Here is a 22,996-nt window from a genome sequence, read left to right on the forward strand (position 1 = left end):
GAAGATTATGACCGACTTCCTGCTCGAACTCCGCTCCGAGGAAATTCCCGCGCGCATGCAGGACAAGGCGCGTGAGGACCTCGCGCGTCTGTTCGTCGCGGAGCTGGGCAAGGCCGGCCTCGCCGCGGGCAACATCGTGACCTATGCCACCCCGCGTCGTCTCGCGCTGATCGCGCGGGGACTGCCCTTGCAGACTGAGGCGGTGTCCGAGGAGCTGAAGGGCCCCAAGGCCAATGCGCCCGAACAGGCGCTCGCCGGCTTCCTGCGCAAGACCGGCCTCACCCGCGAACAGCTCACCGAGCGTGATGGCGTGTTCTACGCGATCACCGAAAAGCCCGGTCGCGCCAGCGCCGCGGTGCTGGCGGAGGCGATCCCGGCGATCGTCCGCGCCTTCCCCTGGCCCAAGTCGATGCGCTGGGGTGCCGCGTCCGCGTCGACCGAATCGCTGCGCTGGGTGCGCCCGCTGCACGGCATCGTCGCGCTGCTCGGTGAGGACATCGTCCCGGTCGAGATCGCCGGCGTCGCCAGCGGTGCGGCGACGCTCGGCCACCGTTTTCACCACAGCGGCCCGATCACCATCGGTTCGGCGGCGGACTATGTCGAGAAGCTGCGCGCCTGCCATGTCATCGTCGATCAGGACGAACGGCGCGCGCTGATCCGCGACCGGGCCAAGGCGCTCGCCGCGGAGGCCGGGCGGACCCTGGTCGAGGACGAGGGGCTGGTCGCGGAAAATGCGGGCCTCACCGAATGGCCGGTGCCGCTGCTCGGCCGCTTCGATGCCGACTTCCTCAGCGTGCCGCCGGAGGTGATCCAGCTCACCGCCCGCGTCAACCAGAAGTATTTCGTCTGCCGCGATGCGTCGGGCGCGCTCGCCGACGCCTTTGTCTGCACCGCCAATATCGAGGCGAGCGACGGCGGCGCCAAGATCGTCGAGGGCAACCGCAAGGTGCTCGCCGCGCGCCTGTCCGACGCCCGCTTCTTCTACGACACCGACCGCAAGACGCCGCTGGAAGAGCAGGCGCAGAAGCTGTCGAACATCGTCTTCCACGAGAAGCTGGGGACGGTGGCGGACAAGGTCGACCGCGTCGCCAAACTGGCACGGTGGCTGGTGGAAGAGGGTATAATCCTCCCCGGTACGGGGAGGGGGACCAGCGAAGCTGGTGGAGGGGGAGCTCCACCAGCGGTGTCGCATGCGGAAACCCCCCTCCACCACCAGCCTGCGGCTGGCGGTCCCCCTCCCCGTGCCGGGGAGGATAGAGTGTCGCTCGCCGACATGGCGGAGCGCGCCGCGCGCCTTGCCAAGGCGGACCTCGTCACCGGCATGGTCGGCGAGTTCCCGGAATTGCAGGGCCTGATGGGCGGCTATTATGCCGCCGCGCAGGGCGAGCCGCAGGCGGTCGCCGACGCGGTCCGCGACCATTACAAACCGGTCGGGCAGGGCGACGACGTGCCGACCGCGCCGGTGACGGTGGCGGTGAGCCTCGCCGATAAGCTCGACACGCTCGCGTCCTTCTTCGCGATCGGCGAATTGCCGACCGGATCGAAGGATCCGTTCGCGTTGCGCCGCGCCGCCCTCGGCGTGATCCTGCTGATCGAGCGGTCGCAGCTGCGCGCGCCGATGCTGCAGGCGTTCCGCGTCGCGGTAACCAATGTCGTGCTCGGCGTCCTCGAACGCACCGCGCAGATCGATCCGAACTACGCCGTCTATCTCGACACGGTGAAGCGGATCGCCCCCGACCGTAGCCTGCCCCAAGACGAGTTCGACCGGCGCATGGTGCAGATGGCCGACGCGCTGGGCGATTTCGAGATCGTGCTGAAGCCGGAGACGGAAAAGGTCTTCCACTTCCTGCAAGCTGGCGGCGATCGCATCCGTGAGACGCCGGCACAGCTGCTCGCCTTCTTCGCCGATCGGCTCAAGGTGCAGCAGCGCGAAGCCGGCGTCCGCCACGACCTGATTGACGCGGTGTTCGCGCTCGGCGGCGAGGACGATCTCGTCCGGCTGCTCGCGCGGGTGCGGGCGCTCCAGGCGTTCGTCGCCACCGAGGACGGCGCCAATCTGCTCGCCGGCTATAAGCGCGCCGCCAACATCCTGAAGAAGGAAGGCTACGCCGCCGATACCGAGGCCGCGCCGAAACCACTGTCCTACACGCCCGAAACGGCAGAAGCTGACCTGGTCGCCGCGCTCGATTCGGCCGAGCCCGCCGCTTCGGCCGCAGTGGCGGACGAGGATTTCGAGCGTGCGATGGCGGCACTCGCCTCGTTGCGTGCGCCGATTGACGCGTTCTTTGACAGTGTGACCGTCAACGATTCCGATCTGGACAAGCGCGCCGCCCGGCTCGCGCTGCTCGCCCGCGTTCGCGCCGCAGTTCATGCCGTCGCCGATTTCTCGAAGATCGAGGGATAATGGCGCGCGTCATGTAGTGCGACTTTTGAGACCTTCCGACACCGCCTTCCTCCCCGGGGCAATGTGTATCGAACTGAAGGACCAGCGATGACCCAATATGTGTTCCGTTTCGGCGGCGGCGTCTCCGACGGCGGCAAGGGAGACAAGAACCTGTTGGGCGGGAAGGGCGCCAATCTGGCGGAAATGGCGTCGATCGGCCTGCCGGTGCCGCCGGGCTTCACGATCAGCACCGCGATGTGCACGCGCTATTACGAGGAGGGGGAGCGCTTCCCCGACTCGCTGCGCGACGAGGTCGCCAACGGCATCGCCCATATCGAGGGGGTCACCGGCAAGCGCTTCGGCGACCCGGCCAATCCCTTGCTGGTCTCGGTCCGCTCGGGCGCGCGCGTGTCGATGCCCGGGATGATGGACACGGTCCTCAACCTCGGCCTCAACGATGCGACCGTCGAGGGGCTGGCGGCGGCGGCGGACGATGCGCGCTTTGCCTGGGACAGCTATCGCCGCTTCATCCAGATGTACGCCGACGTCGTGCTGGAGCTCGACCATGGCGCCTTCGAGGAGGCGCTGGAGATCGCCAAGGAGGACAACGGCTATACGCTCGACACCGAGCTCAGCGCCGACGACCTGCGCGCCCTGGTCGCGGAATATAAGGGCCTGGTCGAGCAGCAATGGGGCAAGCCCTTCCCGCAGGACGTGCACGACCAGCTGTGGGGCGCGGTCGGCGCGGTGTTCGGATCGTGGCAGTCGGAGCGGGCGAAGGTCTACCGCCGCCTCAACGACATCCCCGGCGACTGGGGCACCGCGGTCAACGTCCAGGCGATGGTGTTCGGCAACATGGGTGACACCAGCGCGACCGGCGTCGCCTTCACCCGCGATCCCGCCAAGGGCGATCGTGCCTATTATGGCGAATTTCTGATCAACGCGCAGGGCGAGGACGTCGTCGCCGGCATCCGCACGCCGCAATATCTCACCCGCGTCGCGCGCGAGGAGGCCGGCGCCAAGCCCGCCTCGATGGAAGAGGCGATGCCCGAGGTCTATGCCGAGCTGGCGGCGGTGTTCGACCGGCTCGAGACCCATTATCGCGACATGCAGGACATCGAGTTCACGGTCGAGAAGGCCAAGCTCTGGATGCTCCAGACCCGTTCGGGCAAGCGCACCGCCAAGGCGGCGCTGAAGATCGCGGTCGACATGGCCAATGAGGGGCTGATCAGCCGCGAGGAGGCGGTGGCGCGGGTCGATCCGATGGCGCTCGACCAGCTGCTCCACCCGACGCTCGACCCGAAGGCACCGCGCGACGTCATTGCCAAGGGCCTGCCCGCCAGCCCCGGCGCGGCGTCGGGCCGGATCGTCTTCGATGCCGATACCGCGGAAAAGCGGGCGGCTGCCGGCGAGGCCGTGATCCTCGTCCGCGTCGAGACCAGCCCGGAGGACATCCACGGCATGCACGCCGCCAAGGGCATCCTGACCGCGCGCGGCGGCATGACCAGCCACGCCGCGGTGGTCGCGCGCGGCATGGGCCGCCCCTGCGTCTCGGGCGCCGGCGGCCTGTTGATCTCGGCCAAGGACAAGGTGCTGCGCGTCGGCGACCGGACGCTGGGCGAGGGCGATACGCTGACCATCGACGGCGCCAGCGGCGAGGTGATGGCAGGCGCGGTCGCGACCGTGCAGCCGGAACTGGCCGGCGACTTCGGCACGCTGATGGAATGGGCGGACGGGGTGCGCCGGCTGAAGGTGCGCGCCAATGCCGAGACGCCGGCCGACTGCCGGACCGCACGCGACTTCGGCGCGGAAGGGGTCGGCCTGTGCCGCACCGAACATATGTTCTTCGACGCCGACCGCATCACCGCGGTGCGCCAGATGATCCTCGCCTCGGACGAGGCTGGTCGCCGCGCTGCACTTGACCGCCTGCTGCCGGCGCAGCGCAGCGATTTCACCGAAATCTTCGAGGTCATGGCCGGCCTGCCGGTGACGGTGCGCCTGCTTGATCCGCCGCTGCACGAATTCCTGCCGCACGAGGAGGCGGAGTTCGCCGAGGTCGCGGCGGCGGCGAGCGTCGACGTCGAGACGCTGAAGCGCCGCGCCAACGAGCTGCACGAATTCAACCCGATGCTCGGGCATCGCGGCTGCCGCCTCGGCGTCACCTATCCGGAGATCTACGAGATGCAGGCGCGCGCGATCTTCGAGGCGGCGCTCGACGTCGCGGCGAAGGGCGAGGCGCCCGTGCCCGAGATCATGATCCCGCTGGTCGCCACCAAGCGCGAGCTCGACCTGATGAAGGCCGTGGTCGACAAGGCGGCGGAGACGGTCTTCGCCGAGCGCGGCAGCAAGGTCGACTATCTGGTCGGCACGATGATCGAGCTGCCCCGTGCCGCACTCAAGGCCGGCGAGATCGCCGAGACGGGCGAGTTCTTCTCGTTCGGCACCAACGACCTGACCCAGACGACGTTGGGGGTCAGCCGCGACGATGCGGCGCGCTTCCTGGGCGCCTATGTCGAGAAGGGCATCTACGCCAAGGATCCGTTCGTCAGCCTCGACGTCGAGGGCGTCGGCGAGCTGGTCAAGCTGGCGGCGGAGCGCGGCCGTGCGACCCGGCCCGACATCAAGCTCGGCATCTGCGGCGAGCATGGCGGCGATCCGGCGAGCATCGCCTTCTGCGAGGCGGTGGGGCTGAGCTACGTCTCTGCCTCGCCCTATCGCGTGCCGATCGCGCGGCTGGCGGCGGCGCAGGCAGCGTTGCGGAAGTAAACCGAACCCCGTCATCCCCGCGCAGGCGGGGATCCAGAACCGCCGAGGCTGCTGAAAGAGTCGCTCGGCCAGCCAGTCTGGATCCCCGCCTGCGCGGGAATGACGTGCGGGGGGCGAGAGGGCGGTCTGGCACCAAGTTGAACCACCGTTCAGGTTCTTGACCCGGCCGCCGCCGCCTCGCTAATCCCGCCTCAAACACAGGAGAGTCCCGGCCGATGAACAAGCTCTACCCCGATGCTGCGGCGGCGCTCGACGGACTGCTGCACGACGGCATGACGATCTGCGCCGGCGGCTTTGGCCTATGCGGCATCCCGGAACGGCTGATCGACGCGATCCAGACCGCTGGCGTCAAGGATCTGACCATCGCCAGCAACAATGCCGGCATCGACGGCGAGGGCCTCGGCAAGCTGCTGCGCAGCCGTCAGGTGAAGAAGATGATCTCGAGCTACGTCGGCGAGAACAAGGAATTCGAACGCCAGTATCTCGCCGGCGAGCTCGAGGTGGAATTCTGTCCGCAGGGCACGCTCGCCGAGCGTTGCCGCGCCGGCGGTGCCGGTATTCCCGGCTTCTACACCAAGACCGGCGTCGGCACCCTCGTCGCCGAGGGCAAGGAGGTGAAGAGCTTCGACGGCGAGGATTACATCCTCGAACGCGGCATCCGCGCTGACCTGTCGATCATCAAGGGTTGGAAGGCGGACGAGAGCGGCAACCTGATCTTCCGCAAGACCGCGCGCAACTTCAACCAGCCGATGGCGACCGCGGGCCGGATCTGCGTCGCAGAGGTGGAAGAGGTGGTGCCGGTCGGCAGCCTCGATCCCGACCACATCCATCTGCCCGGCATCTACGTGAAGCGGATGATCGTCGGCGCCCCCTACGACAAGAAGATCGAATTCCGGACCACCCGGCCGCGCGAGGCCGCGTGACCCGCTCCCTTGCCTGCGCCTTGCTCGGTGCGACGTTGCTCGCCGGATGCGCCGCGCGCCGGCCGGCGACCGCGACGCTCCCCCGTCCCGGGCAGACCTATGTGGCGGACGGCCAGACGGTCCGGATCGTCGGTCTGAAGAGCCTGCCGCCGCCCGATAGCAATGCAGCGGTCGCGGGCGCAGCGGCGTCGGTGCCGCCGCAATTCCAGTTCCTCTACGGTTCGGGTGAAGCCGCGGCGCTGAGCCGCCAGGCCTATCGTGCGCTGGTCAATTACGCGACCTATCGCCGCGCCGGCGGCGACAGCGTCGTGCTGCGGCCGGGGGCGACGCTGGTAGCGCCGCAATGGCTGCCCTGCGCGGGCAAGCCGCGTGCCGCGGTCTTCGACGCCGACGAGACGGTGATCCTCAACCTCGGCGTCGAGGCGCTGGCGGCGCGCGATCCCGCCGCGCCCTTCGATGCCGCACAATGGACGCGCTGGGAACGCACCGGGCAGCGGGCCGTCGCTCCTGTTCCCGGAGCCGTGGAAGCCTTTGCCGCCTTGCGCGCGGCGGGCATCACCGTGGTTATCAACAGCAACCGCGCCACGGCGACCGTGGCGGGCACCGCGGCGGCGCTCAAGGCGGCGGGGCTGGGCGACTTCACGCCCGGCAGCGATCTGTTCCTGCGCGACGGGCCGAGCGGCAAGGATGCGCGCCGCACCGCGATCGCCGCGCGTTATTGCGTGGTCGCGATGGCGGGTGACCAGCTCGGCGACTTCAGTGACCTGTTCAACGCCATTCCGTCCTCCGCGGAGCGGCGGCGCGTGACCGATAGCGGGGCGATCGCCGACCTGTGGGGCAATGGCTGGTTCGTGCTGCCCAACCCCGTCTACGGCAGCGCGCTGAAGGGCAGCGCCGCCGACGTCTTTCCCGCCGACAAACGCTGGGTCGATCCCGGCCAAGGAGCAAAGTGAGATGAGCTGGGATCGCAACCAGATGGCGGCGCGCGCGGCGCAGGAATTGCGCGACGGCTATTATGTGAACCTGGGGATCGGCATTCCGACGCTGGTCGCCAACAACATTCCCGCGGGCATTACGGTGACGCTGCAGAGCGAGAACGGCATGCTCGGCATCGGCCCGTTCCCCTATGACGACGAGGTCGATCCCGACCTGATCAACGCCGGCAAGCAGACGATCAGCGAACTGCCGCAGAGCGCCTATTTCGGCAGCGAGCAGAGCTTCGCGATGATCCGCGGCGGGCATATCGACCTGACCGTGCTCGGCGCGATGGAGGTGAGCGAGGGCGGCGACATCGCCAACTGGATGATCCCGGGCAAGATGATCAAGGGCATGGGCGGCGCGATGGACCTGGTCGCCGGGGTCAAGAAGATCATCGTCGTGATGGACCACAATGCCAAGGACGGCAGCCCCAAGTTCATCCCGTCCTGCACGCTGCCGCTGACCGGCAAGAACGTCGTCGACATGATCGTCACCGACCTGGCGGTGTTCCAGCGCCCCGACCACCAGTCCCGCTTCAGGCTGGTCGAGCTGGCGCCGGGCGTCACCGCCGACGAGGTCGCCGCCAAAACCACGGCGGCCTACGACGCGTGAGCTACACGCTCGTCACCGCCAACCGGAATTACTCGAGCTGGTCGCTGCGCCCGTGGCTGCTGATGACCGCGCTCGGCATTCCGTTCGACGACCGGATCGAGCCGTTCACGCAGGCTGACAATTACGAGGCCTTCCGCGCCTTCTCGCCGACCGGGCAGGTGCCGGTGCTGATCGATGGCGATCGCACCGTCTGGGATTCACTCGGCATCGCGCTGTATCTGGCGGAGCGTCATGCCGGGGTGCGGCCGACGGACGAGGCGGCGCGGGCTTGGGCGATGTGCGCCGTGGCCGAAATGCATGGCGGCTTCGCGGCGCTGCGCAGCGAGCGGACGATGAACGTCGGTGTGCGCGCCGACGCCGCGCCGGGCTCGCCGGCGCTGGCTCGCGATGTCGCGCGCCTCGCGGAGCTGTGGGCCGAAGGGCTGGCCCGATTCGGTGGGCCGTGGCTGGCCGGTGGCGATTTCACCGCCGTCGACGCCTTCTTCGCGCCGGTCGCCTTTCGCGTGCGTACCTATGCCATCGAGGTCGGGGTGGCGGGAGCACGCTGGGTCGAAACGATCCTGTCGCACCCGGCAATGCAGGCCTGGGAGCGCGCCGCATTGTCGGAGGAATGGCGCGAGCAGGAGCATGAGGCGGAGCTCGCCCGCTGCGGACGAATCATCGCCGACCATCGCCTCGGCTGATTAGCGTCCACCTGTCCGTTATCGGGCAGTGGTTCTGCGGAGCTTCATCCCAACCTGCTGATCCGCCAGCCATTTCTACTCTCGCTGCAGCCGTGCGATCCTTCAGTTGAGCGGATAGGATGGGGGATGGAATGATCGGGACGGCGATGATGATCGGTGCGGCGATGTGGCAGTCCGCACCAGCAGGATCGGCGCCCGTGGAAGCGCCATCGGCGCCGGTCGCGGCGCGGGATTGGGCGGCGGCGACACGCCATGACCTGCAGGCCTTCCACGCCCTCATCCAGGCCGATCATGCCGGGCCGGTCAATCCGCTCGATCCGCCGTTCAACGCCCGCGAAGGCGCCGCTCTGGCGCTCGCGCAGCGGCGTGCCGCGCAGGTTCGCGACTATGCCGGCTATTTCTGGACGATGCGCGGCTATGTCGCGAGTTTCGACGATGGCCATGTGCAGTTCTCCACCCTGAAGGGCTCGCCGATGCTGACGGCGCAGTGGCCGGGCTTTCTGACCGGCCTCGACGCGCGCGGGCGGCAGGTGGTGATGACCCGAACCGACGATGCCCCGGTGCCGCTTGGCGCCGAGTTGGTGGCCTGCGACGGCGTGGCAGCCGATCCGTTGCTCGCCCGCAACGTCGGCGCCTTCGTCGGGCGCTGGTCGCTGCTCGCGACGCGGCGATCGCGGGCGGGGCGCCTGTTCATCGACAGCGCCAATCCGTTCATCGCACGCCCGACGCGCTGTACCTTCGCCGTGGCAGGGCAGGCCCGGACCGTGTCGCTGGCCTGGCGGCCGCTGGTCGATCCGGAATGGTCCGCCCGGCTCGATCAGACCAGCTATCGGCAGCCCGGTTGGATCGGGGCACGGGCGTTGGCAGACGGGACGCGCTGGTTCGGCATGACCTCCTTCGATGGCGATCCCGACGGGCCGGCGGGCAAGGCGCTGCGGCCGATGATCGCAGGCATGCGCGATCAACATGCGGCCCTGCTCGCCGCCCCCGCCATCGTGCTCGACGTCCGCGGCAATGGCGGCGGATCATCGCAATGGTCCTATGACATCGCCAAGCTGCTGTGGGGCGACGCGGCGGTAGCGGCGGCCGATGACGACAGGACCTATGTCGAATGGCGGGCGTCGCGGGACAATCTGGCGACGATCGAACATTATCGCGACCAGTGGAGCAAGTCGCCGGACGCGTCGGCGGAATCGCTGGCCTGGGCGCGGCGCATATCGGCGGGCCTGTCCGCCGCCATCGCGGCGGGACAGCCGCTCTGGCGCGAACCAGCGGATGCCGCTCCCGTCGCCGTACCGCCGTCGGCCGCACCCGTCGCGGCGCGAATCCCGCCCATCTACGTGCTGACCGATGCCGCCTGTGCCTCCGCCTGCCTCGACGCGGTCGATCTCTGGACCAAGCTCGGCGCCATCCAGGTCGGTCAGGAGACCAGCGCCGACACGCTCTACATGGACATTGGCGAATATCCGCTGCCCAGCGGCATCGCGGAGGTCGGCATCCCGATGAAGGTCTATCGCGGCCGTGCCCGCGGGTCGAACGTACCGCAGGTGCCGCGGTATCGCTATGATGGCGATATGCGCGACACCGCCGCGCTGGAACGATGGATTGCGACGCTGAATGGACGCCGGAACGGGTAATGAATCGTATGTCGCGCTTGGCCTGTGCGCATCTTTCGGTTAACGCGGCGACATCATGGCATCCCGACCCCTGACCCTGTACGAGAAGATCTGGGCCGCCCACGTCGTGGAGCGGCGCGACGACGGCACCTGCCTCATCTACATCGATCGCCACCTTGTCCATGAGGTGACGAGCCCGCAGGCGTTCGAGGGACTGCGGGTCAGCGGCCGGCGCGTACGGCGGCCCGAATTGACCCTGGCGGTGCCGGATCACAATCTGCCGACGACGCCACGCGTCGATGCGCAGGGGCGGCCGATCCCGATCGCCGATCCGGAAAGCGCGCAGCAGCTCGACGCCCTGCGCCGCAACACCGCCGAATTCGGCATCGACTATATCGATGCGACCGCCGCGGAGCAGGGCATCGTCCATGTCGTCGGGCCGGAGCTCGGCTTCACCCTGCCGGGCACGACCCTGGTGTGCGGCGACAGCCACACCTCGACCCATGGCGCGCTCGGCGCGCTCGCCTTCGGCATCGGCACCAGCGAGGTGGAGCATGTGCTCGCCACCCAGACGCTGCTGCTCAGCCCGTCGAAGACGATGGAGGTGCGCGTCGACGGCACATTGGGCTTCGGCGTCAGCCCCAAGGACGTGATCCTGGCGATCATGGGCCGGGTCGGCGCGGCGGGCGGCACCGGCCACGTCTTCGAATATACCGGCGACGTCGTCCGCGACATGTCGATCGAGGGGCGGATGACACTCGCCAACATGTCGATCGAGGGCGGCGCGCGGGCCGGCCTGGTCGCCCCGGACGACACGACCTTCGCCTATCTCAAGGGGCGGCCGATGGCGCCGTCCGGCGCCGAATGGGATCGCGCCGTCGCCTGGTGGCGGACGCTCGCGTCCGATCCGGCCGCGCGCTACGACAAGAGCGTCCGCCTCGACGCCACCGACATCGCCCCAGCGCTGACCTGGGGCACCAGCCCGGAGGATGTCGTGCCGATCACCGGCACGGTTCCGGCCCCCGACAGCTTCGCCGATCCCGCCAAGCGCGCCGCGGCGCAGGCGAGCCTCGATTACATGGGGCTGGCGCCGGGCACGGCGATGCAGGACGTGGCGATCCAGCATGTCTTCATCGGCAGCTGCACCAACAGCCGGATCGAGGATCTGCGCGCCGCCGCGGCGGTCGCCAATGGCCGGCGTGTCGCCGACGGCGTGCACGCGATGGTCGTGCCCGGCTCCGGCCTGGTCAAGCGTCAGGCGGAAGCAGAGGGATTGGACCGCATCTTCGTGTCCGCCGGCTTCGACTGGCGCGAGCCCGGCTGTTCCATGTGTCTGGCGATGAACCCGGACAAGGTACCGGCCGGCGAACGCTGCGCCTCCACCTCCAACCGAAATTTCGTTGGCCGTCAGGGACCCGGGGCGCGCACCCACCTGTTGTCGCCGGCAATGGCCGCTGCCGCCGCGGTGACCGGCCGACTGGCCGACGTACGAGATCTGATGGGAGACAGAGCGTGAAGAAGGTCCTGGTGATGCTGGTTCTGGGCGCCGTATTCAGCGGCGCCGCGGCTTATTACGCAGGCGCACGCACGCCCGTGCCGATCAAGACGCCGCACTGATCCGGAGCCTCCCGTGCAGCCTGTCACCGCCGTCAGCGGCACCGCCTATCCCTGGGGTGCCAAGAATATCGACACCGACGTCATCATCCCGGCGCATTGGCTGAAGACCATCACCCGCGCCGGCCTGGGACGCGGCGCGTTCGAGACGGTGCGGGCGCAACCGGGCAACGTGTTCGACGACCCACGCTATGCCGGCGCGCCGATCCTGATCGCCGGCGACAATTTCGGCTGCGGGTCCAGCCGTGAACATGCCGCCTGGGCGCTGGCCGACATGGGCGTGCGCGCGGTGATCGCGCCGAGCTTCTCCGACATCTTCTCGGGCAACGCCTTCAAGAACGGCATCATCCCCGTGGTCTTGCCGCAGGAGGCCATCGACCGGCTGCTGGTCGTGGCGGAGGATCAGCCGGTCACCGTCGATCTCGAGACGATGACCGTCACCACCCCCTATCAGGACCGTTTCGATTTCCACCTCGATCCGTTTCGCCGCCGCTGTCTCATGGAAGGGCTGGACGAGATCGGCATGACGCTGGCAGAAGATACCGCGATTTCGAAATTCGAGGGGATGATGCGCGAACATCGCCCCTGGATCGAGGATAGGAGCGGATATGCGAGCATTGCTGTCGAGGGCGCCGGGCGGACCTGAAACTCTGGAACTGGCCGAGCTGCCCGATCCGGCGGCCGGGCCGGGGCAAGTTGTGGTCGCCATCCGGGCCTGCGCCATCAACTATCCCGACGTCCTGATCATCGAGGACAAATATCAGTTCAAGCCGCCGCGCCCGTTCGCGCCGGGCGGCGAGATCGCCGGTACGATCGTCGGCGTCGGCCCGGGCGTCGACGGTTGGGCGATTGGCGACCGGGTGATGGCGGTGATCGGCCATGGCGGTCTCGCCACCCATGTGGTCGTCGAGGCCGCACGGCTGACGCGATTGCCGGACGACCGCGATTTCGCGCAGGGTGCGGCGTTGCTGCTGACCTATGCCACGACCATCCACGCCTTGCTCGATCGCGGTCGGCTCGCCGCGGGCCAGTCGCTGCTCGTGCTCGGCGCCGCGGGCGGGGTCGGCCTCGCCGCGATCGAGCTCGGCAAGGCCTTTGGCGCGCGCGTCGTCGCCGCCGTGTCGTCCGAGGAAAAGGCCGCCGCGGCCAGCGCCGCGGGTGCGGACGAGACGATCGTCTACGGGCGCGCGCCGTTCGACAAGGATGCCTCCAAGGCGCTGGCGGAGCAGTTCAAGGCGGCTGGCGGGCGGGCCGGCTTCGACGTCATCTACGATCCGGTCGGCGGCGACTATGCGGAACCCGCCCTGCGCGCGATCGGCTGGGAGGGGCGCTATCTCGTCGTCGGCTTCCCGGCCGGCATCCCGCGCCTGCCGCTCAACCTCACGCTGCTGAAAAGCTGCGACGTCTGCGGCGTTTTCTGGGGCGCCTTCGCCGCCCGCGATCCGCAGGCCAACCAGGCGCATGTCGCAACGCTGATGCGGCTGTGGCAGGACGGGCGGATCACCCCGCGGGTGACGCAGACCTATCCGCTGGCTCGCGGCGGCGAGGCGATCGCGGCGATGGCCTCGCGTCAGGCCATCGGCAAGCTGGTCGTGACCCTCGACGAGGGGTGACGCTCAGACGATCGCCAGAACCGCGGCGGCGATCAGCGCCCAAAGAATCAGGGAGATGAGCACGCCCAGCACGATACCCATCATCGGTGTCGGCCTGTGGCGAATGGGAGCGTGGGTGCCGCGTGCGACGACGGCGGGGGTCATGATTCTCTCCTAACTTTAGTCTCTCCGCACTCACGGTGCGGTATAAACCTACCATCGCTTGAGTTACCCGCTTTGTTCCTCGCTCGGACATGCACGGCAGCGGCGCGTTGCGCCGGATGCCGGCTGTTCCTATGTGAAGCGCGACGACGACAGTTCGGGGGTTTGACGCGATGGCCATGTTCGAAGATCGGGGGCGTGCCGAAGAAGCCAAGTTCGCGCGTGACGAGGAAATGGCGTTCCGCATCACGGCCCGGCGCAATCGCCTGCTCGGTCAGTGGGCGGCGTCGCAGATGGATCTGACGCCGGCCGAGACGGATGCCTATGCCAAGGCGGTGGTACAGGCGGATTTCGAAGAGGCGGGGGACGAGGATGTCGTCCGCAAGCTGTTCGGCGACCTCACCGCGGCCGGCGTCGACACGGACGAAGCCTCCGTCCGCCGTGCGCTCGACGAGAAAACGGTCGAGGCGCGTCGTCAGCTGATGCAGCCGGAGTGAGCCGCTGATGCCGATGGCTGCCGACGACATCGCCGCCCTGATCAAGGCGGCCATTCCCGATGCCGAGGTCGAGATCACCGATCTCGCCGGTGATGGCGATCATTATGCCGCACGGGTCGTGTCGGCGAGCTTCGCCGGCCTGCCGCTGCGCCGTCAGCATCAGGCCGTTTATGCCGCCCTGGGAGACCGGATGGGCGGGGAATTGCATGCGCTGCAGCTGAAGACGGCCGCGGCTTGAGGATGATCGATATGACCGACGATACCAATGCCCGCATCGATGCCGTGGTGAAGGCCAATCCCGTGGTGCTGTTCATGAAGGGCACGCCGCTGTTCCCGCAATGCGGCTTTTCCAGCCGCGCCGTGGCGATCCTCGACCATCTCGGCGCGCAATATGAAAGCGTCGACGTGTTGCAGGATCAGGCGATCCGTCAGGGCATCAAGGGCTATTCCGACTGGCCGACCATCCCGCAACTCTATGTTAAGGGCGAATTTGTCGGCGGCTCGGACATCATGATGGAGATGTACGAGAGCGGCGAGCTTGCGGAACTGTTGAAGGCGTGACGCGTCTCCCGGTCGACGGGAGACATGGTACATGCTTTTTCAGAACGACAGCTTTCGCCGCGCGCCTGGCACGCGGCCCTTGCTGGTTTGCGATCTGACCCAAAGCTATTCGCCGGCCGGCGGCGGCGGGATCAGCACCTATCTGCGCGAGAAGCGCGACTATGTGCTGACCCGCACCCCGCACCATCTGCTGCAGATCGTGCCGGGTGCCGAGGATCGGATCACGGTCAATGGCCGTCATATCTTCGCCGAAGTGGCGGCGGATCCGGTGCGGGGCAGCCCGAATTACCGCTTCATCCTGCGTACGCGCGCCGTACGGCAGTTGCTCGCCGAATACCGGCCCGACGTCATCGAATCCCTGTGCCCCTGGGTTCTGCCGTGGACCGCGATCCAGCACCGGCGGGCCTTTCCCGAGACGGCCCTCGTCGCCGGCTATCGCACCGACTTTCCCAATGCGCATGTCGATCGGGTGGCGCGCGACCTGTTCGGCCCGTTCGGGCGGATCTTCTACTGGCTCAGCCTCGGCTACACCGAGATGACCTATCGCGAATTCGATGCGGTCTACACCTTGGGGCAGGAAGCCCGCGAAACCTTACGCCGCCGCGGCATCACCAGGACCGACGTGCTGCCGCTCGGCGTCGACACCGACTTGTTCCACCCGCGGATGCGCGATCCGCAGCTGCGCCAGGCGTTCGGCCTGCCGGGCGAGGGGCCGCTACTCGTCTATGCTGGGCGGATCGATAATGAAAAGCGTGCCGATCGCCTGGTACGGATGATGCGGCAGCTGCCGCGGGAGTTGGGTGCCGCGCTGTTGATGATCGGCGACGGGAAGCTGCGCGCCCGGCTGGCGACCCAGGCTGCGGACCTGCCGATCGCTTTCGCCGGCTTCGAAACGGATCGCGCCGCGCTGGCGCGAATGCTCGCCTCGGCGGATATCTACGTCTCGGCGATGGCGGATGAGACCTTCGGTATCTCGGTGATCGAGGCGCAGGCGGCCGGTCTGCCCGTCGTCGGCGTTGCCAGCGGTGCGATGCCCGCGCGGGTGCCGCCGGAGCTCGGCCGGCTTGGCCCGGTCGATGACGTCGCGGCGATGGCGGCGAATGTGCAGGCGATCTGGCATGGTGATCTTGCGGGGATGAGCGTCGCGGCGCGGGCGCATGTCGAACGGCATTTCAGCTGGCGCGCAACCTTCGGGCGGTTGTTCGGGACCATCTATCCGAAGGCGTTGGCGGAAGCGGCGCAGCGGGTCGGCGTGCCGATATCGGAGCCGGTGCTGGCGCAAGCATGATGCCGGGTGCGGGTGGGGGCCTGGATACCGGAAAGCGGCGGCCACCCACCCTGCTGAAGCGACGAGCGCTCGGCTGCCTCTGACGATGCAGGCCGCGTGCCAGCCTCGATCAAGGACGCAAACGCGATCTTACAGCGGTTAACGGCGCCGAAATCCCGCGATACGGTGTAAAGAAGCTCGACATTGCGATAGGGACAGCGGCCCTGCACCTCCCGCCGGCCAGTAGGGCGGTGGAACTCGACGCTTGACTACGCTCGTAATCGGTGAGACTACAGTTGTAGTTCATCGGAGAGCGAGTCATGGCCGAACGGATCAGCGATGCCGAACATGCGGTGATGGAGGTGCTCTGGGACGAGTCGCCACTCACCGCGCAGGACGTGGCCGAGCGCGTCGATCCGGCGCGCGCCTGGAGCGTCAACACGGTCAAGACGTTGCTGGGCCGCTTGCTCGCCAAGAGCGCGATCGCGCATGAGGAGGATGGCCGCCGCTACCTGTACCGGCCGCTGGTGGCGCGGAGCGACTATGTGTCCGGCGAATCGCGGCGGTTGATCGACCGGCTGTTCGGTGGCCGGCTGACCCCGCTGGTCGCGCACCTCGCCGAGCGCGACGAATTGACCGCCCAGGACATCGCCGAGATCGAGGCGCTGCTCAAGGATCTGAAGCAATGACCGGCGCCGGGCTCGCCGCCTGGGCGATCGAGGCGCTGATCGCCTCGACGCTGCTCATGGCCCTCGTCCTGCTGCTGCGCGCGCCGGTGCGCCGGGCCTTCGGGCCGCAGGTCGCCTATGCGCTCTGGGCCTTGCCCGTGCTGCGCCTCGTCCTGCCGCCGCTGCCGGCCGGCCTGCGCCAGGCGGCCGCGACGCCGCTCAGCCGGGCGAGCGAGACGATCACCGTCTTCGTCGTCGACCCCACGGCAGCGGCTCCCACCCCGGCCGCCGCCGTCTCCGCGACCGATATGGTGACGTCGCTGCTGCCGGCGATCGCGGCGACGCTGGCCGTGCTGTGGGCGATCGGTGCCGCAGGCTTCCTCGTCTGGCACATGACGCGCCACGCCCGCTTCTGCCGACGGATGCTGACCAGCGCCGCGGCGGTCGAACATCTCCGCGGCGTCCGCGTCATCGCCAGCCCGGCCGCGCCCGGTCCGCTCGCCTTCGGGGTGATGCGCCGTTACGTCGCCTTTCCGCTCGACTTCTCGGACCGTTACGACGACGACGAACGCGCGCTCGCGCTGGAGCACGAGATCGGCCACCACCAGCGCGGCGATCTCGTCGCCAATTGGATCGCGCTCGCCGTGCTTGCGCTGCACTGGTTCAATCCCGTCGCCTGGCGCGCCTTCCGCGCGTTCCGCGCCGACCAGGAACTGGCCAATGACGCACGCGTCCTTGCCGGCCGCTCCGCCATCGACCGCCACACCTACGCCTGCGCCATCCTCAAGGCCGCGCACGGCGGGGCGGTATCGGCCGCCTGCCACCTTCATACCATCGACGATCTGAAAGGGAGACTCCGGATGCTGACCACTTCGCCACGCTCGCGTCGCCGCCTTGCCGCGGGTGGTGCCCTTGTTACCACCCTGATGGTCACCGGCCTCGGCCTCACCGCCTCGGGTACCAGTGCCGCCAAGGCGATCAGCACCAAGGTCGGGGCCGCGGTGGGCGTCGACCTGCAGGCCGTGCCGCCTGCGCCGCCTGCGCCACCTGCGGCAGCCGCGGCTCCCGCCGCGCCTGCCATTCCTCCGGCGCCAGCCAAGGCCCATCGCACACGCGTGACGATCGTGAAGAATGGCCGGGCGGCGACCTATGAGGGGGCGGCCGCCGATGCCTATGCCGACCAGGATGCGCGACAATTGCCGCCGCCGCCGCCGGCCCTGGCGATGAACCAGGGGCCCGCGGTGGTCGCGCCGCCGGCCCCGCCCCTGCCGCCGATGCCGTTGATCGAATCCCGCAACTGCTCGACCGGCGGCAACGGTCGGACGAGCTACACGGAGCAACGTCGCGACGGTCGCGTCACCGTGATTTGCGTCAACCGGATTCAAGCCGCAGCGCGCAAGGCCGCGATTAGCGCAGTGGACGCCCAACGTATCAAGGTGTCTGCCATGGCCACCGCCATGCAGTCGCTGAACGCGACGCGCGCCTCGCTCGCCGCCAATGTCGACATGTCCGCCAAGGACCGGCAGGAGGCGCTCGCCGAGATCGACGGCGCCATCCGCGAAATGCAGTCGGAAATGCGCAGCGCCGATTGATGCGATCCATGCCCTCCCGCATCGATGGGAGGGCATCCCCCTTGCGCGGCGGGACGCTTGCCGCCACATCCGACCCAATGGCCGAGCATCCGACCGGTATCCCGATCCAGCTCGAGCCGCTTGTCACCCGCGTGCTCGCGCCCAACCCGTCTGCCTATACCTTCACCGGTACACAGACACATCTGGTGGGTATTCGGGATGTCGCGATCATCGACCCCGGCCCGGACGATGCCGCCCATGTCGCGGCCTTGCTCGCGGTGATTGGCGATCGCCCGGTCCGTGCCATCCTGATCACCCACCACCATCGCGACCATAGCCCGGCCAGCCGCCCGCTCGCCTGCGCCACCGGCGCTCCCATCATGGGCGCGGCTCCGCATCATCATGGTGGCGGCGACCCGCGCCACGACGCGGCCTTCGATGCCGATTATGCCCCCGACCGCGTGCTGACCGAGGGTGACCGGGTGACCGGCGACGGCTGGACGCTGAGCGCCTTGGCGACACCGGGCCACACGTCCAATCATCTCGCCTTCGCGCTGGCGGAGACGCAGGCGCTGTTCTCCGGCGACCATGTCATGGGCTGGGCCACCAGCGTCGTCTCGCCACCCGACGGCGACATGGGTGCCTATATGGCCAGCCTCGACAAGTTGCTGAGCCGGGACGACCGTATCTATTACCCCGGCCATGGCGAGGCGATCGAGCGGCCCCAGCGTCTGGTCCGCGGCATGCTCGGTCACCGCAAGCAGCGCGAGGGGCAGATCCTGCGCCTGCTCCGCGACGGCACGATCATGACGCTGCCGCAGATGGTGGCGCAGATGTACGCCGGTCTCGACCCCCGGCTGATCGGAGCCGCGGAACGCTCGACGCTCGCGCATTGCTACGACCTCGCCGCACGCGGCCTGATCGAGGAGGAGGCGACCGGATGGCGCAGCAAGATCTGAACCCTTTACCCCAGTCGGTCGCGCGTCCGCGGGGTTCGGTCACCGCGTTCCTGGCGAAGGCCGCCGGCTTTTTGGTGCTGCTCGTCCTTGCCGGGCTGCTCGCATTGTGGGGCGTCCAGCGCTATGTCGCCTCGCGCCTGTCGCCCGATCCGACGACGATCGCCAGCGCCAGCCTTGAAGGGTTGCGCGAACAGAATCGCCTGTCCGCCTTCGCCGCCCGCTACGTCGCCGTCGTCACCTCGCGCCAGTCGCAGCTCGGCCTGTCCAGCGAGAGAACGCTGATCATGCCGGGTATGGTCCGCTATGAGGTCGATCTCGGCAAGCTCAGTCAACGCGACGTCCGCTGGGACGCCACTCGCAAGCTGCTGTCCGTTCGCCTGCCGTCGCTTGAGATCGACGGCCCGCAGGTCGATCTCGCCGCCATTCGGGAATATGGCTCGGGCGGCCTCTTGTCCCATATCACCGATGTCGACCAGCGGCTGGAGGCGGCAAATCGCCGCGCCGGCCAAGCCGAACTGTTGCGCCAAGCACGGGACGCAACGCCGATGAAACTGGCCCGCGACGCGACCCGCCACGCCATCGAGCGCAGCTTCGCGATGCCGCTGCGCGCCGCCGGGCTCGATGCCAACGTCGACGTGCATTTCGCCGACGAGCCGGATGCAACGCCGGAACGCTGGGACACGACGCGTTCGCTGGAGGAAGTGCTCGGGAACCAGCGCTAATCCGCTTGATCCCGGCCGCCCGGCGGGCCATCTCGCACGCCATGGAACAGCAGCACAGCTTTGCGGGTCTCGACCTGCGCGCCGAGATCGAACGCCTCCGCCGCGAGCGCAACGCCGTGATCCTGGCCCACTATTATCAAAAGCCGGAATTGCAGGATCTTGCCGATTTCGTCGGCGACAGCCTTGACCTTAGCCGCAAGGCACAGGCCACCGATGCCGAGGTGATCGCCTTCTGCGGCGTGCGTTTCATGGCGGAGACGGCCAAGATCCTGTCACCCGACAAGGTCGTGGTGCTGCCCGATATGGACGCGGGCTGCAGCCTGGAGGACAGCTGTCCCCCGGAGCAATTCGCCGCCTTCCGCGCCGCGCATCCCGACCATATCGCGCTGACGTACATCAATTGCTCGACCGAGGTGAAGGCGCTTAGCGACATCATCGTCACGTCATCATCGGCCGAGACGATCCTGGCCCAGCTGCCGCCGGATCAGAAGATCATCTTCGGTCCCGATCGCAACCTCGGCGGCTATCTGGCGCGCAAGACCGGACGCGAGCTGCTGCTGTGGCCGGGCGTGTGCATCGTGCACGAGGCGTTCAGCGAGACCGAGCTGCTCAAGCTCAAAGCGCAGCATCCCGGTGCGCCGATCGCGGCCCATCCCGAATGCCCGGCGGTGATCCTGGATCATGCCGATTACGTCGGCTCAACGCGCGGCATTCTCGAATTCGCGATGGCGATGCCGGGCGATACGCTGATCGTCGCGACCGAGCCTCATATCATCCATCAGATGGAGAAGGCGCTGCCCGGCAAGCACTTCATTGGTGCCCCCGGCGCGGATGGCAACTGCAACTGCAACATCTGCCCGTACATGGCCTTGAACACCATGGAAAAGCTGTACGTCGCGCTCCGTGACCTGGAACCCCGGATCGAGATCGCCGAGGACTTACGCATCCGCGCGAAGACGAGCCTCGATGCGATGTTGGCGATGGCGTCGGGTACGATCGGGCAGGGCGATCTCGGGCCGGCGAAGGTGAGCGGCGATTGAGCGATCAGTGTGCGGCGGGGCGTGGCGGTTTGGCCTCCGCCTCCCGTGCCAAGGCTTGATACGCTTCTTCCACATGGATGGCGACGAGCATCCATTCGCAGCAATCCGCCAGCGCCAAGGCTTCGCGCAGAAGCCCTTCCAGACGCGTCCGCGCTTCGTCGTGAGCGATGGTCATAAGTGCACCGGCAACTTGGACATGCTGACTCATAGACGATCCAGCGGCTGACAGGAGTAATCGCGTATCTTGTATGCGGAATACCCGACGCCGTCGACCATAGTGGAACTATCTCATGACCCTATTCCAACTTGAAGGTTTTGAACTCTCCGCGTTCGTTGCAGCAACGCTGGCAGAGGATTGCGGTACGGTTGGCGATGTCACCGCGGCGGCGGTGATCCCGGACGATGCGCGGTTCCACGGCGTGATGGCGACACGGGAGCCGATCACGGTGGCGGGTCTGCCGATTGCGGCGGCTTTCTTTGCTGCGCTCGACCCCGCCGCTCGGATCGAGCTCGTGGCTGGCGAGGGTGCTTCGCTCGACGCCGGCGCTGTGCTGCTTCGCGTCGAGGGGGCGGCACGCGCGCTGCTGACCGCCGAACGCTCCGCATTGAATACCGTCCAGCATTTGTCCGGCATCGCGACGCTGACCCGCCGTTATGTGGATGCTATTGCCGGCACCGGTGCGACCCTGCTCGACACGCGCAAGACCATACCCGGTCTGCGCCGACTGGAGAAATATGCCACGCGGACCGGCGGCGCCCGTAACCACCGAATGGGTTTGTGGGATGCGGCGATGATCAAGGACAATCATATCGCGGTCGCCGGGAACATCGCCGAAGCGGTGCGCCGCGCCGTGGCGGCGGGAATCGCAGAGGTGATTGTCGAGGTCGACCGGCTCGACCAGATCGCTCCCGCGCTCGATGCCGGCGCAACCCATCTGCTGCTCGACAATATGACACCGGACGAATTGCGGGCGGGGGTGGCGGAGATCGCAGGACGCGTGCCGACCGAAGCATCGGGAGGAGTGCGGTTAGACACGATCCGCGCGATGGCAGAGACGGGAGTGACCTACATTTCCGTCGGCCGACTGACCCAGTCGGCGCCGGCGGTCGATATCGGGCTCGACTTCGCGATCGTCTGACCGGCACGGACCCTTTGCGGCGCTCCCCAGGACCGGCTAGGATCGCGGCAGTTCACAAGGGGGGCTTTTGTCATGACCAAACCACCGTCGATCGCGCGTTTCGAGATGCTGTATTGGCCGGCCGTCGTTCTAGGCTGGCTGAACTCCGCATTGAACTGGCGAACGTCGCAGGCGGCGCTCGATGCCAATCCGATGCTGGCCAATGTCCACTGGTTCCTGCCGGTGTCGGCGGCGGTCGGCGCGCTGATTTCGATCGCCATTTGGTTCTTCATCGCCCGCAAGGCGAGCGTGGTCGCCAAATGGGTCCAAGTGGTGTTCGCCGCCCTGGGCGCGATCGGGATCCTGACCGGTATCTACACGCTGGTGTCCGGCAAGGCGCCGTCGGCGCTTGCCGTGGTGGTCGTGATCGTCGCCAATGTGCTCTATGTCGCGGCCGCCACGATGCTGTTTAAGCCCGATGCCAAGGAATGGTTCGGCGAGGGGCTGGACGAGGACGATTCGGAGACGCTGGCATGATCAGCCGCGTGCTGCTGGCCGGTGCCTTGCTTGTGACGCCGGCACTGGCGCAGGCGCAGGCCTTCCAATGCTCGGTGCCCGGACAGGTCGAGCGGCCACATCCGGACCTGGCCAGCGCGGATCAGCCGCAACGGCTGTTGCCGATCGGCGGCTATACGCTGGCGATCACCTGGGCACCGGAATATTGCAAGACGCATGGCCGTGACGCCTCGGCACGATTCCAATGCGGGCAAAGCAATCGTTTCGGCTTCACGCTCCATGGTCTGTGGCCCGACGGTATCGGCAAGGACTGGCCGCAATATTGTCGGTCAACGGCGTTGCTTCCGCAGGCGGTGATCCGACGCAACCTCTGCTCGACACCGTCAGCGCAGCTGTTGCAGCACGAATGGTCCAAGCACGGCACCTGCATGGCGGGCTATCAGCCGGCGAGCTATTTTGCCAAGTCGACCGGACTGTATGCCAAGCTGCGCTATCCCGACATGGACAGCCTGTCTCGCGGCCCACTGACTGCGGCCGGCTTCGCGCAGGCGATGGCCAGGGCCAATCCCGGCATGACCGCGGACATGATGCGGGTTACCGCCAACCGTCAGGGCTGGCTCGACGAGGTCTGGATCTGTCTCGACAAGGCCTTTGCCTATCAGCGCTGCCCCGCCCATCAGGGCGGCCTAAGCCCGGACGCCAGCCTCAAGATTTGGCGCGGTAAGCGCTAGAGGCGCTCCCCCTCCCG

At 67.9% G+C, this 22,996-nt stretch carries 24 protein-coding genes; 22 read left to right on the forward strand and 2 right to left on the reverse strand.

Annotated elements, in window-relative coordinates; all coding sequences use genetic code 11:
* Positions 1-7: 7 nt before the first annotated feature.
* From glyS to D9601_RS14960, 10 genes are all read left to right on the forward strand, one after another.
* Entirely contained in the window at positions 8-2,404 is a 2,397-nt protein-coding gene (gene glyS / locus D9601_RS14915; protein ID WP_198354813.1) for a glycine--tRNA ligase subunit beta, read from the forward strand.
* A gap of 87 nt (positions 2,405-2,491) precedes the next feature.
* Positions 2,492-5,149 carry a pyruvate, phosphate dikinase gene (ppdK, locus tag D9601_RS14920; RefSeq protein ID WP_198354814.1) on the forward strand — a complete coding sequence of 886 codons (2,658 nt, stop codon included), beginning with the start codon at positions 2,492-2,494 and terminating at the stop codon, positions 5,147-5,149.
* Positions 5,150-5,364: 215 nt separating this feature from the next.
* A complete protein-coding gene (locus tag D9601_RS14925; protein ID WP_198354815.1) occupies positions 5,365-6,072 on the forward strand; it encodes a CoA transferase subunit A in 708 nt (235 codons plus the stop codon).
* Complete coding sequence (locus tag D9601_RS14930) at positions 6,069-7,025, forward strand: HAD family acid phosphatase (protein WP_198354816.1); 957 nt, start codon at positions 6,069-6,071, stop codon at positions 7,023-7,025. Before D9601_RS14925 ends, D9601_RS14930 begins: the two co-directional genes overlap by 4 nt.
* 1 nt (position 7,026) lies before the next feature.
* The gene (locus D9601_RS14935; protein WP_198354817.1) at positions 7,027-7,662 is read left to right on the forward strand and encodes a CoA transferase subunit B; all 636 of its coding nucleotides are present in this window, start codon (positions 7,027-7,029) and stop codon (positions 7,660-7,662) included.
* Positions 7,659-8,345, forward strand: coding sequence for a glutathione S-transferase family protein (locus D9601_RS14940; RefSeq protein WP_198354818.1), 687 nt, complete (start codon positions 7,659-7,661; stop codon positions 8,343-8,345). The genes D9601_RS14935 and D9601_RS14940 overlap by 4 nt, the downstream gene beginning before the upstream one ends.
* A gap of 131 nt (positions 8,346-8,476) precedes the next feature.
* Positions 8,477-9,982, forward strand: a complete 1,506-nt coding sequence (locus D9601_RS14945) for a S41 family peptidase (RefSeq protein ID WP_232474238.1) — start codon at positions 8,477-8,479, stop codon at positions 9,980-9,982.
* A gap of 55 nt (positions 9,983-10,037) precedes the next feature.
* Positions 10,038-11,477, forward strand: coding sequence for a 3-isopropylmalate dehydratase large subunit (gene leuC / locus D9601_RS14950; protein ID WP_198354819.1), 1,440 nt, complete (start codon positions 10,038-10,040; stop codon positions 11,475-11,477).
* A gap of 114 nt (positions 11,478-11,591) precedes the next feature.
* Positions 11,592-12,221: a 3-isopropylmalate dehydratase small subunit gene (gene leuD / locus D9601_RS14955; RefSeq protein WP_198354820.1), complete on the forward strand. Its 630-nt coding sequence runs from the start codon at positions 11,592-11,594 to the stop codon at positions 12,219-12,221.
* On the forward strand, positions 12,184-13,188 hold the full coding sequence (locus tag D9601_RS14960) for an NADPH:quinone oxidoreductase family protein (RefSeq protein ID WP_198354821.1): 1,005 nt from the start codon (positions 12,184-12,186) through the stop codon (positions 13,186-13,188). Before leuD ends, D9601_RS14960 begins: the two co-directional genes overlap by 38 nt.
* Before the next feature lie 3 nt (positions 13,189-13,191).
* Here the strand turns inward: D9601_RS14960 and D9601_RS14965 are convergent, their stop codons facing one another.
* Positions 13,192-13,332: a hypothetical protein gene (locus D9601_RS14965; RefSeq protein ID WP_198354822.1), complete on the reverse strand. Its 141-nt coding sequence runs from the start codon at positions 13,330-13,332 to the stop codon at positions 13,192-13,194.
* 170 nt (positions 13,333-13,502) lie between these two features.
* Between D9601_RS14965 and D9601_RS14970 the strand changes: the two genes are divergently transcribed.
* From D9601_RS14970 to nadA, 9 genes are all read left to right on the forward strand, one after another.
* Positions 13,503-13,826 (forward strand): DUF1476 domain-containing protein, encoded by a 324-nt coding sequence (locus D9601_RS14970; RefSeq protein WP_198354823.1) that lies wholly within the window; start codon positions 13,503-13,505, stop codon positions 13,824-13,826.
* 7 nt (positions 13,827-13,833) lie between these two features.
* Positions 13,834-14,064 (forward strand): BolA family protein, encoded by a 231-nt coding sequence (locus tag D9601_RS14975; protein WP_198354824.1) that lies wholly within the window; start codon positions 13,834-13,836, stop codon positions 14,062-14,064.
* 11 nt (positions 14,065-14,075) lie between these two features.
* Positions 14,076-14,387: a Grx4 family monothiol glutaredoxin gene (grxD, locus tag D9601_RS14980; RefSeq protein WP_198354825.1), complete on the forward strand. Its 312-nt coding sequence runs from the start codon at positions 14,076-14,078 to the stop codon at positions 14,385-14,387.
* A gap of 31 nt (positions 14,388-14,418) precedes the next feature.
* A complete protein-coding gene (locus D9601_RS14985) occupies positions 14,419-15,675 on the forward strand; it encodes a glycosyltransferase (RefSeq protein WP_198354826.1) in 1,257 nt (418 codons plus the stop codon).
* Positions 15,676-15,974: 299 nt separating this feature from the next.
* Positions 15,975-16,343, forward strand: a complete 369-nt coding sequence (locus tag D9601_RS14990) for a BlaI/MecI/CopY family transcriptional regulator (RefSeq protein ID WP_198354827.1) — start codon at positions 15,975-15,977, stop codon at positions 16,341-16,343.
* Positions 16,340-17,914, forward strand: coding sequence for a M56 family metallopeptidase (locus tag D9601_RS14995; RefSeq protein WP_198354828.1), 1,575 nt, complete (start codon positions 16,340-16,342; stop codon positions 17,912-17,914). Before D9601_RS14990 ends, D9601_RS14995 begins: the two co-directional genes overlap by 4 nt.
* A 77-nt stretch (positions 17,915-17,991) precedes the next feature.
* On the forward strand, positions 17,992-18,852 hold the full coding sequence (locus tag D9601_RS15000) for an MBL fold metallo-hydrolase (protein WP_198354829.1): 861 nt from the start codon (positions 17,992-17,994) through the stop codon (positions 18,850-18,852).
* Complete coding sequence (locus D9601_RS15005) at positions 18,834-19,574, forward strand: DUF4230 domain-containing protein (RefSeq protein WP_198354830.1); 741 nt, start codon at positions 18,834-18,836, stop codon at positions 19,572-19,574. Before D9601_RS15000 ends, D9601_RS15005 begins: the two co-directional genes overlap by 19 nt.
* Positions 19,575-19,615: 41 nt before the next feature.
* On the forward strand, positions 19,616-20,614 hold the full coding sequence (nadA, locus tag D9601_RS15010) for a quinolinate synthase NadA (RefSeq protein ID WP_198354831.1): 999 nt from the start codon (positions 19,616-19,618) through the stop codon (positions 20,612-20,614).
* Between the two features lie 4 nt (positions 20,615-20,618).
* Here nadA and D9601_RS15015 read toward each other — a convergent pair whose 3' ends face one another.
* Positions 20,619-20,789 (reverse strand): hypothetical protein, encoded by a 171-nt coding sequence (locus tag D9601_RS15015; protein ID WP_198354832.1) that lies wholly within the window; start codon positions 20,787-20,789, stop codon positions 20,619-20,621.
* Positions 20,790-20,904: 115 nt separating this feature from the next.
* On the opposite strand from D9601_RS15015, the gene nadC reads away from it, so the two are divergent.
* From nadC to D9601_RS15030, 3 genes are all read left to right on the forward strand, one after another.
* Positions 20,905-21,753 (forward strand): carboxylating nicotinate-nucleotide diphosphorylase, encoded by an 849-nt coding sequence (gene nadC / locus D9601_RS15020; protein ID WP_198354833.1) that lies wholly within the window; start codon positions 20,905-20,907, stop codon positions 21,751-21,753.
* Between the two features lie 72 nt (positions 21,754-21,825).
* Positions 21,826-22,269: a hypothetical protein gene (locus tag D9601_RS15025; RefSeq protein WP_198354834.1), complete on the forward strand. Its 444-nt coding sequence runs from the start codon at positions 21,826-21,828 to the stop codon at positions 22,267-22,269.
* Positions 22,266-22,979 (forward strand): ribonuclease T2 family protein, encoded by a 714-nt coding sequence (locus D9601_RS15030; protein WP_198354835.1) that lies wholly within the window; start codon positions 22,266-22,268, stop codon positions 22,977-22,979. Before D9601_RS15025 ends, D9601_RS15030 begins: the two co-directional genes overlap by 4 nt.
* Positions 22,980-22,996: the final 17 nt, after the last annotated feature.

This window comes from Sphingomonas sp. MA1305 (assembly GCF_016107325.1).
Classification (GTDB): domain Bacteria; phylum Pseudomonadota; class Alphaproteobacteria; order Sphingomonadales; family Sphingomonadaceae; genus Sphingomonas.